This is a genomic window from Escherichia sp. R1, assembly GCF_003000935.1.
GTDB classification, from domain to species: Bacteria; Pseudomonadota; Gammaproteobacteria; order Enterobacterales; family Enterobacteriaceae; genus Escherichia; species Escherichia coli.
The window spans coordinates 117,954-132,245 of record NZ_PSRU01000001.1 but is presented as its reverse complement, the minus strand read 5'-3'; the positions used below and the strand labels follow the sequence as shown (position 1 = coordinate 132,245).

The window sequence follows — 14,292 nt, the reverse complement described above, 5'->3', positions numbered from 1 at the left end:
ATCATGTTTGATTATGAAACATTGCGCTTCATCTGGTGGCTGCTGATTGGCGTGATCCTGGTGGTCTTTATGATCTCCGACGGATTTGACATGGGGATCGGCTGTCTGCTGCCGCTGGTGGCGCGTAATGATGATGAACGTCGGATAGTGATAAACAGCGTTGGCGCGCACTGGGAAGGCAATCAGGTCTGGTTGATCCTCGCAGGTGGGGCATTATTTGCCGCCTGGCCCAGAGTGTATGCAGCGGCGTTTTCCGGCTTTTATGTGGCGATGATTCTGGTGCTGTGCTCGCTGTTCTTCCGCCCGCTGGCCTTTGATTATCGCGGAAAAATCGCCGATGCACGCTGGCGTAAAATGTGGGATGCCGGACTGGTCATCGGCAGTCTGGTGCCGCCGGTAGTCTTCGGTATTGCATTCGGCAACTTGCTGCTCGGCGTGCCGTTTGCTTTCACACCGCAATTACGCGTGGAATATCTCGGCAGCTTCTGGCAACTGCTGACGCCATTCCCTTTATTGTGTGGATTGCTCAGTCTTGGGATGGTGATTTTGCAAGGTGGCGTCTGGTTACAACTGAAAACTGTTGGTGTGATTCATCTGCGTTCACAGCTGGCGACCAAACGCGCCGCACTACTGGTGATGCTGTGCTTTTTGCTGGCGGGTTACTGGCTGTGGGTTGGTATTGATGGCTTTGTACTGCTCGCCCAGGATGCTAACGGTCCTTCCAATCCGCTAATGAAACTGGTGGCAGTGCTACCTGGTGCCTGGATGAATAATTTCGTCGAATCGCCCGTTTTGTGGATCTTCCCGCTGCTGGGGTTCTTCTGCCCATTGCTGACGGTGATGGCGATTTATCGTGGTCGCCCGGGTTGGGGATTTTTGATGGCGTCATTGATGCAATTTGGCGTGATTTTCACGGCAGGCATCACGCTGTTCCCCTTTGTCATGCCGTCAAGCGTGAGTCCGATCTCCAGCCTGACGTTGTGGGACAGCACTTCCAGTCAGCTGACGCTGAGCATTATGTTGGTAATCGTGCTGATATTTTTGCCCATTGTGTTGCTCTACACTCTCTGGAGCTACTACAAAATGTGGGGGCGCATGACGACAGAAACTCTCCGCCGTAACGAAAACGAGCTGTACTAAGGAGCAGGAACAATGTGGTATTTACTTTGGTTCGTCGGCATTTTGTTGATGTGTTCGCTCTCCACCCTTGTGTTGGTATGGCTGGACCCGCGTCTGAAAAGTTAACGAACGTAAGCCTGATGTGGCGCATTAGCATCTCATCAGGCAATCAATAATGTCAGATATGAAAAGCGGAAACATATCGATGAAAGCGATCTTAATCCCATTTTTATCTCTTCTGATTCCGTTAACCCCGCAATCTGCATTCGCTCAGAGTGAGCCGGAGCTGAAGCTGGAAAGTGTGGTGATTGTCAGTCGTCATGGTGTGCGTGCACCAACCAAGGCCACGCAACTGATGCAGGATGTCACCCCAGACGCATGGCCAACCTGGCCGGTAAAACTGGGTTGGCTGACACCGCGCGGTGGTGAGCTGATCGCCTATCTCGGACATTACCAACGCCAGCGTCTGGTGGCTGACGGATTGCTGGCGAAAAAGGGCTGCCCGCAGCCTGGTCAGGTCGCGATTATTGCTGATGTCGACGAGCGTACCCGTAAAACAGGCGAAGCCTTCGCCGCCGGGCTGGCACCTGACTGTGCAATAACCGTACATACCCAGGCAGATACCTCCAGTCCCGATCCGTTATTTAATCCCCTAAAAACTGGCGTTTGCCAACTGGATAATGCGAACGTGACTGACGCGATCCTCAGCAGGGCAGGAGGGTCAATTGCTGACTTTACCGGGCATCGGCAAACGGCGTTTCGCGAACTGGAACGAGTGCTTAATTTTCCGCAATCAAACTTGTGCCTTAACCGTGAGAAACAGGACGAAAGCTGTTCATTAACGCAGGCATTACCATCGGAACTCAAGGTGAGCGCCGACAATGTCTCATTAACCGGTGCGGTAAGCCTCGCATCAATGCTGACGGAGATATTTCTCCTGCAACAGGCACAAGGAATGCCGGAGCCGGGGTGGGGAAGGATCACTGATTCACACCAGTGGAACACCTTGCTAAGTTTGCATAACGCGCAATTTTATTTACTACAACGCACGCCAGAGGTTGCCCGCAGTCGCGCCACCCCGTTATTGGATTTGATCATGGCAGCGTTGACGCCCCATCCACCGCAAAAACAGGCGTATGGTGTGACATTACCCACTTCAGTGCTGTTTATTGCCGGACACGATACTAATCTGGCAAATCTCGGCGGCGCACTGGAGCTCAACTGGACGCTTCCAGGTCAGCCGGATAACACACCGCCAGGTGGTGAACTGGTGTTTGAACGCTGGCGTCGGCTAAGCGATAACAGCCAGTGGATTCAGGTTTCGCTGGTCTTCCAGACTTTACAGCAGATGCGTGATAAAACGCCGCTGTCATTAAATACGCCGCCCGGAGAGGTGAAACTGACCCTGGCAGGATGTGAAGAGCGAAATGCGCAGGGCATGTGTTCGTTGGCAGGTTTTACGCAAATCGCGAATGAAGCACGCATACCAGCGTGCGCTCTCCATCAAGACAAATAAACATTTGCCGCTGTTGGTCCACGCAGGCCATTTACGCGGCAAAATTCCACGCGTAATCCTGGTATAAGCACTTCTGCGTCGCGGGGAGTGAATGCGGAAATATGGACCTGGACTTCTTTACGACCGTCGGAGGGGATAATGAATCCTTTGCCGCTTTTGCGATCAAAGGTTTTGACAATTCCTGTCATTTTACGGGACAAACAAATTCCTTACTGAAAATACTGCGCTGCACTATACGGGGTTAATAAAATAAAGCCAGCGATATTTAAGACCGCCGGACGGCTAAAATAAAATTTGCTTAATCTCAATTATCATGCGTTAATAGCTGCGTCGGTTTGAAAGACAGACAGCATACAAAGTAGTTTACTAAAGCAGTTCTCATTATCAGGCATTATCCCCTTCTTTTGAGTCTCTCTCCTGAACACTAAGTAGTTTCTGTATTAAAGCCCTGTTTGCCGAAAGGCCCAAAATGAAGGAAGTAAAATATGTCTAATAAAATGACTGGTTTAGTAAAATGGTTTAACGCAGATAAAGGTTTTGGCTTTATCACTCCTGATGATGGCAGCAAAGACGTTTTCGTCCATTTCACTGCCATCCAGAGCAATGAATTCCGCACGCTGAACGAAAATCAGAAAGTTGAATTTTCTATTGAGCAGGGGCAACGTGGTCCCGCGGCAGCGAACGTTGTTACGCTCTAAGGTTGCCGTTATTACTCAACATCTCCATTTCCGCTGTCCATGTTGCCATGGTTCACAGTACCGCACATCGGCATTCGATGTGACGGAGCGAAACCCTTTGGGTGCAAAGTGCATTTTTTGTAAATCGACGATGATCACCTTTGATAACGTCGCGCTGCAAATACGCACTGACCATGCGCCGCTGGATTTCACAAAATAATATCAGGCTCCCTCGTGGAGCCTTTTTTATATCTGCCTTATTTTTCTTCAATGCTGTACGTATAGTAAGCGATAACCTGTTGATTATTGAATCTTTCGGGGAGATGGCTTATAACATTTCTTACCTGACCAGGGTACCGGGAACCAACACCTTACTGGCGTGTTGCTGTCTTTTAAGACCAGAAGAGGTTAACAGTGAATATTGAAGAGTTAAAAAAACAAGCCGAAACGGAAATCGCCGACTTTATCGCGCAAAAAATCGCCGAGCTGAACAAGAATACAGGGAAAGAAGTCTCTGAAATTCGCTTCACCGCACGAGAAAAAATGACCGGGCTTGAAAGTTATGATGTCAAAATCAAAATAATGTGATTTTGTGAACATCACCCCGTGCGAGGTGATGTTCCGCTTGTTGCTAATTTAGTGACCAATCATTGGCGATTGCGGAATTAAGCGTTGGTACAATTCCTCCGGCACCGGGCTTTGCCATACTCCCGCATAGATTGCGTAACCAATCGCCGCAAACATAATCCCCATAACCAGTAGCGTCATTAACCATCCAGACAACGCAAAGGCTTTTTTATTTGCCGCAGGTTTTTGCAGTGAAAAGGTCAATGTTGAGGCTACCGGACATGACTCTACGCAAGTCATACAGCCGGTACATTCCACTGTTCGTACCTGAATTAATTTATCGACCGGGATCCGTGATGGGCAACTTTTTGCGCATTTGCCACAATCGATACAACTTTCGGCATTGCGACGAATCTTAAACGGCGATAATAGCGAAACCACGCCCATCAGCGCGCCATATGGGCAAAGATAACGACACCAGGCATGGCGAATAAACAGGCTGGCAATCAGCAAAACGATCATGCTGATTAATGTCGCGGTCCCCATATGACGAAAGAAATCGAGCATTTTAACGTCCATCACCACGCTGTAGGGCGACAACATAAAATAGTGAATCGCCTGAGCGGGCATCAATAACGCGATATAGAGAAAAAAACTCAACAGCAAATACTTCACGCCGCGCAGAGGAATATCCAGCCAGCGGGGAAGGACAAATTGCCGACCAAACAGTTTGTTACCGAGATCGCCGATTAATTCAGAAAGCGTACCAACCGGGCATAACCATGAACAAAAGGCCTTTTTGAGTAATAGACTGATGACGATAAAAGCGACCAATAACAGCATCGCGGCGGCGTGGACGGACGGTAACTGACCTGTTGCAAGGCTATATTTCAGATTCATCAGACCGGCAATCGGTAGCCAGCCTTCGATACCTCCCGGTCTGGCGACAAATGTCGTACTACCTGCCGTTTCGTAATAGCGCACCCAATACCAGAACGTGATGGCAATATAAATATTAATTGCCAACAGTAATAATTGCGTCGCTTTACGCCAGGTCGTGGCATTGCGCCAGTCATTCCACGGTAATTTGCCGCCCGTCGTGCCTGGCCGCCGCTGCCAGCGGGTTCTTTTTTTCTCTGCCATGATTTTGCCAGTCCGTTAAGTTGCATACAAAATGCCACTATTCTAGTTGTTCTTAACTGGCTGATATTGATTCAAATCGCGTTCAGGTCTTTCTTATTAACCATGCTTCCAGAGCGGCAACACTGCGTGTAATTTCTTCGTGTGGAAGGGGGGCAGATAATGGCTGCTGCTCCAGTTGTGCGCATTGCTGGCTGGCGCTACGCATTCCCAGACTCGAGCAACTGCTTTTTAGCTGATGTGCGGCACGCTTTATTTTCTCGTTATCCTGACTGGCGCGGGCAATGTCGATTTCATCGAGAAGCGGCAGGGCATGTTGTTTAAATAATATCAGCCATTCGTGGATCTTCTCCGCCCCCATTAAATGAGCATCTTCATTGAGTTGCGATACATCCAGCGGTTGATCGTTATTGACTTGCAGTTGGAGATAGTGCGCCAGTAATTGACCGAGCACTTCACGCGGCACCGGTTTAGGGATAATCCCGCGAAATAGCGAACTGGTACGCTGTCGCAGTGTTTCGTCAATGACATGGGCGCTAAAGCCAATCAAAACCAGCGACGGATATTGCTGTGCCAGTTGTCGGGCAAGCGTAATGCCGTCGATATCCGGCAGATCAAAATCCACCAGTGCGGCAGCAAACGGTTCACTATTTTGCAGTGTTTCTAAAGCCTGCACGGCATTGCCAACAGCAACAACCTGCGCACCACTGATGTTCAGCATCTCAACGGTAATTCGCTGGGTTAGCGGGTTATCTTCAATTAACAGCAAACGTAAACCGTCCAGACGCACCGCCTGATTGACTGTTTTTGGCACGGGTGCAGTGGCAACACGTAACGGCAAGCGTAAACAAAAACAGCTTCCAACCTCCGGCGTGCTGGTGGCGCTCAGTTCGCCGCCCATCGCCTGGGCCAGACGGCTACTGATAGTCAGCCCCAGCCCGGTGCCGCCGCGTTTGCCGCTAACCTGAACAAATGGCTGGAAGATTTCTGCCAGTTTCGCGGGATCAATACCGCAGCCGCTGTCTTCCACTTCGACCAGCCATTGTTCGCCATCAGTGCGACTACGCAGGATAATGTGCCCTTCGTCGGTGAAACGCAGGGCGTTGCTCAACAGGTTGGTGATGACCTGACGAATACGCCGCGGATCGCCCATTAACGCAGTCGGTACATCGTCGGCAATTTCTGTTGCCAGGCGAATCGGGCGACCTTTCACCCTTCCGCTCATTAATTGCAGGGTACTTTCCAGCAGCGGGCGCGGTTCAAAGGGTTCATCGCTGACCGAAACATTCTTGCCACCTGCTTCGATAGCCGAATAATCGAGAATATCGTTGAGGATGGTCAGCAACGATTCACCAGAGTCGGTAATCGCCCGCAAATCATCGCGCTGGGCGTTAAGTGCGGGGTTATCTGCCAGCAGTTGCGCGGTGCCGAGAATACCGTACAGCGGTGTGCGGATCTCATGGCTCATCGCCGCCAGAAACGCCGATTTTGCCTGGCTGGCTTTTTCTGCTTCCGCCCGTGCCTGTCGGTGTTCTATCACCAGTTCCTGCAATTCAGCTGTACGCGCTTTGACCTGCGCCGCCAGCTGTTCGCGGTGGCGATTCAGTGCATGAACACTGCTGCGAAACGCATCCATCAGCCGCCCGATGGTATCCAGTTCCCGTACGCCAGCGGTTTCCGGGAAAGGGGAGTCGATATCACCATCCAGCAAGCGTTGCAGCGCCTGCGTTTGTTCTGCAAGAGGGCGCGTGACTGAGCGATAAACCACGCGCCAGAGGATCAGAATCAGTGCGCAAAGAGAAACTAATCCCAGCAATAACAGGCTGTATTGCCCGCGTGCACTGGCTTTTTCCAGATGTGCCAGCCCGTGCTGATTACGCAGCTCAATGGTGTCGACCAGCTGACTGACTTCGCTACTAAACTGCGCGAATTGGGCGATGTTATTTTGGGCGAGAGTTTGCAGGTGATTGCTGATTTCACTGTCCTGCTGATACAGCGCCAGCAAATCGCTATATTGGCTAACGGTAGTTAACGTTGTTGCTACCTGAGTACGAACACCCGGATCTTCAATGCGTATTTGCCGACGTTGCAGAATTTTCACCGCATTATTGAGCTGCTTTTCCAGCGTTGGCGCATTTTTCTGGATCTGTTCCAGCCCCAGATTCATCACCATTTGCTGCACCCGTAGGGCGCTAAGGCGCAGTTCATTCATCTGGTTAACATACTCAAGATCGATATCAATCAGCCGATCGAGTGCACTTTCTGCGGCCTGACGCTGATGTTGTTCGATCAAATCGTAAATCCCGGCCTGGGTCGCTCCGGCGGAGGTTGCCGCATTATTCGCCTGACCTTGCGCCAGGCGTGCGATCTCATCGGCGGCGGCGACTATCTGCTGACTGAGTTGCTGTTGTTGCTGGCGCAGTTGCAAACGCTGTCCCACCAGTTCCCCTTGCTGACGTAACGAACGGGAGATCTCCTGCTCCTGTTGTTCAATAGCGGTGGTGTCAAAACCTTGTTCCCGTAACGCTTGCAGCAACGCATTAATCTTCAGGCTTTGTGCGGTGAGCATTCGCCCCTGCGCCTGCCACATCTTTTCGTTATCGGCACTGGTCAGGTTCTGCGCGGCGAAAAGTTCCCAGGCGCTGGCTTCGCTCAACTGGCGCGCCATATTCATGGTAGGAATCAATGCCTGAGTGTTGTCTTTTTCCACCAGGCTGATAAAGCGCAGGTTGTACCATCCCACCAGGGTACTGGTCAGGGTTAACAGCGCCATCAGGGCAAAGCCCATCCAGAGTCTTCGGGTCAGGGTTAAATTCACGGTCGGTGCACTTTAGGTGAAAAAGGTTGAGTCGCAAAGCAGAATGCATCTAGCATAAAGCCTTATTATTGATGAGGCTATCATGCGCGTACTGCTATTTTTACTTCTTTCCCTTTTCATGTTATCGGCATTTTCGGCTGATAACCTGTTGCGCTGGCATGATGCGCAGCATTACACGGTGCAAGCCTCTACGCCGCTTAAAGCCAAACGCGCATGGAAACTGTGCGCGCTTTATCCCAGCCTGAAAGATTCATACTGGTTATCGTTGAACTATGGTATGCAGGAGGCTGCTCGCCGCTACGGTGTGGATTTAAAAGTGCTGGAGGCAGGCGGCTACAGCCAGTTGGCTACCCAGCAAGCACAAATCGACCAATGTAAACAGTGGGGCGCAGAGGCCATTTTGCTCGGTAGTAGCACGACGTCATTTCCCGATCTGCAAAAGCAGGTAGCAAATCTGCCGGTGATCGAACTGGTGAATGCTATTGATGCTCCCCAGGTGAAAAGCCGCGTTGGTGTGCCTTGGTTTCAGATGGGCTATCAACCAGGGCGATATCTGGTGCAATGGGCGCACGGTAAACCACTGAACGTGCTGTTGATGCCCGGCCCCGATAACGCCGGGGGCAGTAAGGAGATGGTAGAGGGTTTTCGCGCAGCCATTGCCGGAAGCCCGGTACGTATTGTTGATATTGCGCTCGGTGATAACGATATTGAAATCCAGCGTAACCTGTTGCAGGAGATGCTGGAACGCCATCCAGAAATCGACGTCGTTGCCGGAACGGCCATTGCGGCAGAGGCGGCAATGGGGGAAGGGCGCAACCTGAAAACGCCGCTTACCGTGGTGTCGTTTTATCTTTCACATCAGGTGTATCGCGGGTTGAAGCGGGGAAGAGTGATTATGGCAGCCAGCGATCAAATGGTCTGGCAGGGGGAACTGGCGGTTGAGCAGGCTATCAGGCAATTACAGGGGCAATCGGTGTCTGATAATGTCAGCCCACCGATTTTAGTCATGACGCCGAAAAATGCCGACCGCGAACATATCCGTCGCTCGCTGTCACCAGGGGGATTTCGTCCGGTCTATTTTTATCAGCACACATCAGCGGCTAAGAAATAACCTTCGCCATGTTGTGTCACCAGTAAATCTGCACTGAGTTTATGGCGTAAACGACGAATTAACACATCGACGGTGCGCAGGTCAGGGTTTTCCACCCGACGCGCAGAGAGCATACGCAGCAGACGTTCACGGCTGAGAATTTCGCCGGGATTGGTCACAAACGCCACCAGCATTTCATACTCTGCGCGGGTCAGTTTAATCGGCTCTCCATCCCGCTCCAGCGTATGGCGCGACACATTCAGGCAATAACCGGCAAAGCGATAGCAGTTGTCCTGAGTGTGCGGTTGCGCCTGTCGCGCGAGGTCGATTCGCCAGAGCAAATTTTTCACTCGTACCACCAGTTCGCGCAGCTCCAGCGGTTTGGTGACGTAATCGTCTGCGCCCATTTCCAGCCCAACAATACGGTCAATCCGATCGCTGCGTCCGGTAACCAGAATAATCCCCACCGTTGAGCGTTCTCGCAGGGCGCGGGTTAACATCAGGCCATTTTCATCGGGCAAATTGATATCCAGCAGAATCAAATCCACCGGCTGATTCTGCATAATTTCCCGCAGCCCGGCACCGCTCGCCGTAACGGAAACGGTATACCCCTCCTGAGTGAAGTAAGATTGTAATCGCGCCTGGGTAACCGGCTCATCTTCAACAATAACAATGTGATGTGGCATCAGAGGGTTTTACTCATTCTGTTCATATCTGTTCATATTCTGCCGTAAGCCGTTCATCCTGACCAGTGCCGCTGTTCATATTTGCTCATTAAGATCGCTTCACTAAACCATAATTTTACAGGGGCTATTATGCGGAAACTCTGGAACGCGCTACGCCGACCCAGTGCTCGTTGGTCGGTACTGGCGCTGGTCGCTACTGGGATTGTGATTGGCATTGCGCTGATTGTATTGCCACACGTTGGGATCAAAGTCACCAGCACAACCGAATTTTGTGTCAGTTGCCACAGTATGCAACCGGTGTATGAAGAATATAAACAGTCGGTGCATTTCCAGAACGCCTCCGGCGTGCGAGCTGAATGCCATGACTGTCATATCCCGCCGGATATTCCAGGCATGGTGAAGCGCAAACTGGAAGCGAGCAACGACATTTACCAGACCTTTATTGCCCACTCCATTGATACACCTGAGAAATTTGAAGCCAAACGCGCGGAACTTGCCGAGCGTGAATGGGCGCGAATGAAAGAAAACAACTCGGCAACCTGCCGCTCCTGCCATAACTACGATGCGATGGATCATGCGAAGCAGCATCCTGAAGCGGCGCGTCAGATGAAGGTGGCAGCGAAAGATAATCAATCCTGCATCGACTGTCATAAAGGTATTGCCCACCAGTTACCGGATATGAGTAGTGGCTTCCGTAAGCAGTTCGATGAGCTGCGCGCCAGTGCTAATGATAGTGGTGACACGCTGTACTCCATTGATATTAAGCCGATTTATGCGGCGAAAGGCGATAAAGAAGCGTCTGGTTCTCTGCTGCCTGCTTCGGAAGTGAAAGTCCTTAAACGTGACGGCGACTGGCTGCAAATTGAAATCACTGGCTGGACGGAAAGTGCAGGACGTCAGCGTGTACTCACCCAATTCCCAGGTAAACGCATCTTTGTTGCCTCGATTCGTGGTGATGTGCAGCAGCAGGTGAAAACACTGGAGAAAACCACCGTTGCCGACACCAATACCGAGTGGAGCAAGTTGCAGGCCACTGCGTGGATGAAGAAAGGCGACATGGTGAACGATATCAAACCGATCTGGGCTTATGCGGATTCGCTGTACAACGGCACCTGTAACCAGTGCCACGGCGCACCGGAAATATCCCACTTTGACGCTAACGGTTGGATCGGCACGCTCAACGGCATGATTGGCTTTACCAGCCTCGATAAACGTGAAGAACGCACCTTGTTGAAATATCTGCAAATGAATGCGTCTGACACCGCAGGTAAAGCTCACGGCGATAAGAAGGAAGAAAAATAATGAACAATAACGATCTCTTTCAGGCATCACGTCGGCGTTTTCTGGCACAACTCGGCGGCTTAACCGTCGCCGGGATGCTGGGGCCGTCATTGTTAACGCCGCGCCGTGCGACTGCGGCGCAAGCGGCGACTGAGGCTGTCATCTCGAAAGAGGGCATTCTTACCGGGTCGCACTGGGGGGCTATCCGCGCGACGGTGAAGGATGGTCGCTTTGTGGCAGCAAAACCGTTCGAACTGGATAAATATCCGTCGAAAATGATCGCCGGATTGCCGGATCATGTACACAACGCGGCGCGTATTCGTTACCCGATGGTACGCGTGGACTGGCTGCGTAAGCGCCATCTGAGCGACATCTCCCAGCGCGGTGATAACCGTTTTGTGCGCGTGAGCTGGGATGAAGCCCTCGACATGTTCTATGAAGAACTGGAACGCGTACAGAAAACTCACGGGCCGAGTGCCTTGCTGACCGCCAGTGGTTGGCAATCGACGGGGATGTTCCATAACGCTTCGGGGATGCTGGCGAAAGCTATTGCCTTGCATGGTAATAGCGTTGGTACGGGCGGAGATTACTCTACCGGTGCTGCGCAGGTGATCTTGCCGCGCGTGGTTGGCTCAATGGAAGTGTATGAACAGCAAACCTCCTGGCCGCTGGTATTGCAGAACAGCAAAACCATTGTGCTGTGGGGCTCCGATTTGCTGAAAAACCAGCAAGCGAACTGGTGGTGCCCGGATCACGATGTTTATGAATATTACGAGCAGCTAAAAGCGAAAGTCGCCGCCGGTGAAATTGAGGTCATCAGCATCGATCCTGTTGTCACATCCACCCATGAGTATCTGGGGCGCGAGCATGTGAAGCACATTGCGGTTAACCCGCAAACTGACGTGCCGCTGCAACTGGCGCTGGCGTATACGCTGTACGGTGAAAACCTGTACGACAAAAACTTCCTCGCTAACTACTGTGTAGGTTTTGAGCAGTTCCTGCCGTATCTGCTGGGTGAGAAAGACGGTCAGCCGAAAGATGCCGCATGGGCTGAAAAACTGACCGGCATTGATGCCGAAACCATTCGTGGGCTGGCGCGGCAGATGGCGGCGAACAGAACGCAGATTATTGCTGGTTGGTGCGTACAGCGTATGCAGCACGGTGAACAGTGGGCGTGGATGATTGTGGTTCTGGCGGCGATGCTGGGGCAAATTGGCCTGCCGGGTGGTGGCTTCGGTTTTGGCTGGCACTATAACGGCGCAGGCACGCCGGGGCGTAAAGGCGTTATTCTGAGTGGTTTCTCCGGTTCTACGTCGATTCCGCCTGTTCACGACAACAGTGACTACAAAGGCTACAGCAGCACCATTCCGATTGCCCGTTTTATCGATGCGATCCTCGAACCGGGGAAAGTGATCAACTGGAACGGTAAATCGGTAAAACTGCCGCCGCTGAAAATGTGTATTTTTGCCGGAACTAACCCGTTCCATCGCCATCAGCAGATCAACCGCATTATTGAAGGCTGGCGCAAGCTGGAAACGGTTATCGCCATAGATAACCAGTGGACCTCAACCTGCCGCTTTGCCGATATCGTGCTGCCTGCGACCACGCAGTTTGAGCGTAACGATCTCGACCAGTACGGCAACCACTCCAATCGTGGCATCATCGCCATGAAACAGGTCGTGCCGCCGCAGTTCGAGGCGCGCAACGACTTTGATATTTTCCGCGAGCTGTGCCGCCGCTTTAATCGCGAAGAAGCCTTTACCGAAGGGCTGGACGAGATGGGCTGGCTGAAACGCATCTGGCAGGAAGGTGTACAACAAGGCAAAGGACGCGGCGTTCATCTGCCAGCGTTTGATGACTTCTGGAATAACAAAGAGTACGTCGAGTTTGACCATCCGCAGATGTTTGTTCGCCACCAGGCATTCCGCGAAGATCCGGATCTCGAACCGCTGGGCACGCCGAGTGGCCTGATTGAGATCTACTCAAAAACCATCGCCGACATGAACTACGACGATTGTCAGGGGCATCCGATGTGGTTTGAGAAAATCGAACGCTCCCACGGTGGGCCTGGCTCGCAGAAGTATCCGTTGCATCTGCAATCTGTGCATCCGGATTTCCGACTTCACTCGCAGTTATGTGAGTCGGAAACTCTGCGTCAGCAATATACCGTAGCGGGTAAAGAGCCAGTATTTATTAGCCCGCAGGATGCCAGCGCGCGCGGTATTCGTCACGGTGATGTGGTACGCGTCTTTAACGTTCGTGGTCAGGTGTTGGCTGGAGCAGTGGTTTCTGACCGTTATGCACCCGGCGTGGCGCGAATTCACGAAGGGGCATGGTACGATCCGGACAAAGGCGGCGAGCCAGGGGCGCTGTGCAAATACGGTAACCCCAACGTGTTGACCATCGACATCGGTACTTCGCAGCTGGCGCAGGCGACCAGTGCGCACACTACGCTGGTGGAAATTGAGAAGTACAACGGAACAGTGGAGCAGGTGACGGCGTTTAACGGCCCCGTGGAGATGGTGGCGCAGTGCGAATATGTTCCCGCGTCGCAGGTGAAATCATGACCACGCTGACAGCACAACAGATTGCCTGTGTTTACGCCTGGCTGGCGCAGTTGTTCTCCCGTGAACTGGACGATGAACAACTGACGCAAATCGCCAGTGCGCAGATGGCTGAATGGTTTTCGTTGCTGAAAAGCGAACCTCCGCTCACTGCGACGGTGAATGGGCTGGAAAACAGTATTGCCACTCTGACAGTACGTGACGATGCCCGTCTGGAACTGGCCGCTGACTTTTGCGGCCTGTTTCTGATGACCGACAATCAAGCGGCGCTGCCGTATGCATCGGCCTACAAACAGGACGAGCAAGAGATTAAACGCTTGTTAGTTGAGGCGGGGATGGAAACCAGCGGCAATTTCAACGAACCGGCAGATCATCTGGCGATCTATCTCGAGTTGTTGAGTCATCTGCATTTTTCGCTGGGAGAGGGGACCGTTCCTGCGCGAAGAATCGACGGTTTGCGGCAAAAAACACTGACGGCGCTGCGGCAATGGTTACCGGAATTTGTTGCGCGTTGCCATCAGTATGACCGCTTTGGTTTTTACGCAGCACTAAGCCAGTTGTTGCAGGTGTTGGTGGAGTGCGACAACCAAAAGGGATAATGCCGATTTGTAGGCCTGATAAGACGCGTTAAGCGTCGCATCAGGCATTATGGCGCAGTTGCCGGATGCGGCGAGAACGCCTTATCCGGCCTACGGGAACAGTGCTTTTTGTGGGCCTGATAAGATGCGTTAAGCGTCGTATCAGGCATTAGTGCGCAGTTGCCGGATGCGGCGAGAACGCCTTATCCGGCCTACGGGAACAGTGCTTTTTGTGGGCCTGATAAGATGCGTTAAG

General features: G+C 52.1%; 14 protein-coding genes and 1 pseudogene. 11 read left to right on the top strand and 4 right to left on the bottom strand.

What is annotated here, in order from left to right:
• Positions 1-3: 3 nt before the first annotated feature.
• The 3 genes from appB (at position 4) to appA (ending at position 2,635) form a co-directional block, all read left to right on the top strand.
• Positions 4-1,140 (top strand): cytochrome d ubiquinol oxidase subunit II, encoded by a 1,137-nt coding sequence (appB, locus tag C4F37_RS00725; RefSeq protein ID WP_000460803.1) that lies wholly within the window; start codon positions 4-6, stop codon positions 1,138-1,140.
• 12 nt (positions 1,141-1,152) lie between these two features.
• The gene (gene cbdX / locus C4F37_RS00720) at positions 1,153-1,245 is read left to right on the top strand and encodes a cytochrome bd-II oxidase subunit CbdX (RefSeq protein ID WP_000270305.1); all 93 of its coding nucleotides are present in this window, start codon (positions 1,153-1,155) and stop codon (positions 1,243-1,245) included.
• Between the two features lie 79 nt (positions 1,246-1,324).
• The gene (gene appA / locus C4F37_RS00715) at positions 1,325-2,635 is read left to right on the top strand and encodes a bifunctional acid phosphatase/4-phytase (protein ID WP_001538534.1); all 1,311 of its coding nucleotides are present in this window, start codon (positions 1,325-1,327) and stop codon (positions 2,633-2,635) included.
• Here appA and cspH read toward each other — a convergent pair.
• On the bottom strand, positions 2,623-2,835 hold the full coding sequence (cspH, locus tag C4F37_RS00710; RefSeq protein WP_000087763.1) for a cold shock-like protein CspH: 213 nt from the start codon (positions 2,833-2,835) through the stop codon (positions 2,623-2,625). The genes appA and cspH overlap by 13 nt on opposite strands.
• Before the next feature lie 285 nt (positions 2,836-3,120).
• Here cspH and cspG point away from each other — a divergent pair, with 285 nt between their 5' ends.
• The 4 genes from cspG to C4F37_RS00690 are packed head-to-tail and all read left to right on the top strand — an operon-like array spanning position 3,121 to position 3,900.
• Positions 3,121-3,333, top strand: a complete 213-nt coding sequence (gene cspG / locus C4F37_RS00705; protein ID WP_000066490.1) for a cold shock protein CspG — start codon at positions 3,121-3,123, stop codon at positions 3,331-3,333.
• A gap of 10 nt (positions 3,334-3,343) precedes the next feature.
• Positions 3,344-3,532, top strand: coding sequence for a cold shock small protein YmcF (ymcF, locus tag C4F37_RS00700; RefSeq protein ID WP_071524879.1), 189 nt, complete (start codon positions 3,344-3,346; stop codon positions 3,530-3,532).
• The gene (gene ymcE, locus C4F37_RS00695; protein WP_012896763.1) at positions 3,507-3,737 is read left to right on the top strand and encodes a protein YmcE; all 231 of its coding nucleotides are present in this window, start codon (positions 3,507-3,509) and stop codon (positions 3,735-3,737) included. The genes ymcF and ymcE overlap by 26 nt, the downstream gene beginning before the upstream one ends.
• A complete protein-coding gene (locus C4F37_RS00690; RefSeq protein ID WP_001019197.1) occupies positions 3,727-3,900 on the top strand; it encodes a GnsA/GnsB family addiction module toxin in 174 nt (57 codons plus the stop codon). The genes ymcE and C4F37_RS00690 overlap by 11 nt, the downstream gene beginning before the upstream one ends.
• Before the next feature lie 48 nt (positions 3,901-3,948).
• Here C4F37_RS00690 and C4F37_RS00685 read toward each other — a convergent pair whose 3' ends face one another.
• A complete protein-coding gene (locus C4F37_RS00685; protein ID WP_000818456.1) occupies positions 3,949-5,022 on the bottom strand; it encodes a 4Fe-4S binding protein in 1,074 nt (357 codons plus the stop codon).
• A gap of 71 nt (positions 5,023-5,093) precedes the next feature.
• A pseudogene (gene torS, locus C4F37_RS00680) lies at positions 5,094-7,837 on the bottom strand (TMAO reductase system sensor histidine kinase/response regulator TorS).
• An 82-nt stretch (positions 7,838-7,919) separates the two neighbouring features.
• On the opposite strand from torS, the gene torT reads away from it, so the two are divergent.
• Positions 7,920-8,948, top strand: a complete 1,029-nt coding sequence (gene torT, locus C4F37_RS00675) for a TMAO reductase system periplasmic protein TorT (protein ID WP_001264953.1) — start codon at positions 7,920-7,922, stop codon at positions 8,946-8,948.
• Here torT and torR read toward each other — a convergent pair.
• Positions 8,921-9,613 (bottom strand): two-component system response regulator TorR, encoded by a 693-nt coding sequence (torR, locus tag C4F37_RS00670; protein WP_001120112.1) that lies wholly within the window; start codon positions 9,611-9,613, stop codon positions 8,921-8,923. The two genes, torT and torR, sit on opposite strands and share 28 nt — an antisense overlap.
• Positions 9,614-9,742: 129 nt before the next feature.
• Here torR and torC point away from each other — a divergent pair, with 129 nt between their 5' ends.
• Genes torC through torD form a run of 3 tightly spaced genes read left to right on the top strand, consistent with a single transcriptional unit; the run spans position 9,743 to position 14,057 of the window.
• Entirely contained in the window at positions 9,743-10,915 is a 1,173-nt protein-coding gene (gene torC / locus C4F37_RS00665; protein WP_001230247.1) for a pentaheme c-type cytochrome TorC, read from the top strand.
• Positions 10,915-13,461 (top strand): trimethylamine-N-oxide reductase TorA, encoded by a 2,547-nt coding sequence (gene torA, locus C4F37_RS00660; protein ID WP_001538536.1) that lies wholly within the window; start codon positions 10,915-10,917, stop codon positions 13,459-13,461. The genes torC and torA overlap by 1 nt, the downstream gene beginning before the upstream one ends.
• Complete coding sequence (gene torD, locus C4F37_RS00655; protein WP_001538537.1) at positions 13,458-14,057, top strand: molecular chaperone TorD; 600 nt, start codon at positions 13,458-13,460, stop codon at positions 14,055-14,057. Before torA ends, torD begins: the two co-directional genes overlap by 4 nt.
• Positions 14,058-14,292: the final 235 nt, after the last annotated feature.

Bases quoted from the DNA above. Each gene is read 5' to 3' on its own strand.
- ymcE (WP_012896763.1), top strand. From the start codon at position 3,507: ATGCGCCGCTGGATTTCACAAAATAATATCAGGCTCCCTCGTGGAGCC.
- torT (WP_001264953.1), top strand. From the start codon at position 7,920: ATGCGCGTACTGCTATTTTTACTTCTTTCCCTTTTCATGTTATCGGCA.
- cbdX (WP_000270305.1), top strand. From the start codon at position 1,153: ATGTGGTATTTACTTTGGTTCGTCGGCATTTTGTTGATGTGTTCGCTC.
- torC (WP_001230247.1), top strand. From the start codon at position 9,743: ATGCGGAAACTCTGGAACGCGCTACGCCGACCCAGTGCTCGTTGGTCG.
- appA (WP_001538534.1), top strand. From the start codon at position 1,325: ATGAAAGCGATCTTAATCCCATTTTTATCTCTTCTGATTCCGTTAACC.
- C4F37_RS00685 (WP_000818456.1), bottom strand. From the start codon at position 5,022: ATGGCAGAGAAAAAAAGAACCCGCTGGCAGCGGCGGCCAGGCACGACG.
- torD (WP_001538537.1), top strand. From the start codon at position 13,458: ATGACCACGCTGACAGCACAACAGATTGCCTGTGTTTACGCCTGGCTG.
- torA (WP_001538536.1), top strand. From the start codon at position 10,915: ATGAACAATAACGATCTCTTTCAGGCATCACGTCGGCGTTTTCTGGCA.
- cspG (WP_000066490.1), top strand. From the start codon at position 3,121: ATGTCTAATAAAATGACTGGTTTAGTAAAATGGTTTAACGCAGATAAA.
- appB (WP_000460803.1), top strand. From the start codon at position 4: ATGTTTGATTATGAAACATTGCGCTTCATCTGGTGGCTGCTGATTGGC.
- torR (WP_001120112.1), bottom strand. From the start codon at position 9,613: ATGCCACATCACATTGTTATTGTTGAAGATGAGCCGGTTACCCAGGCG.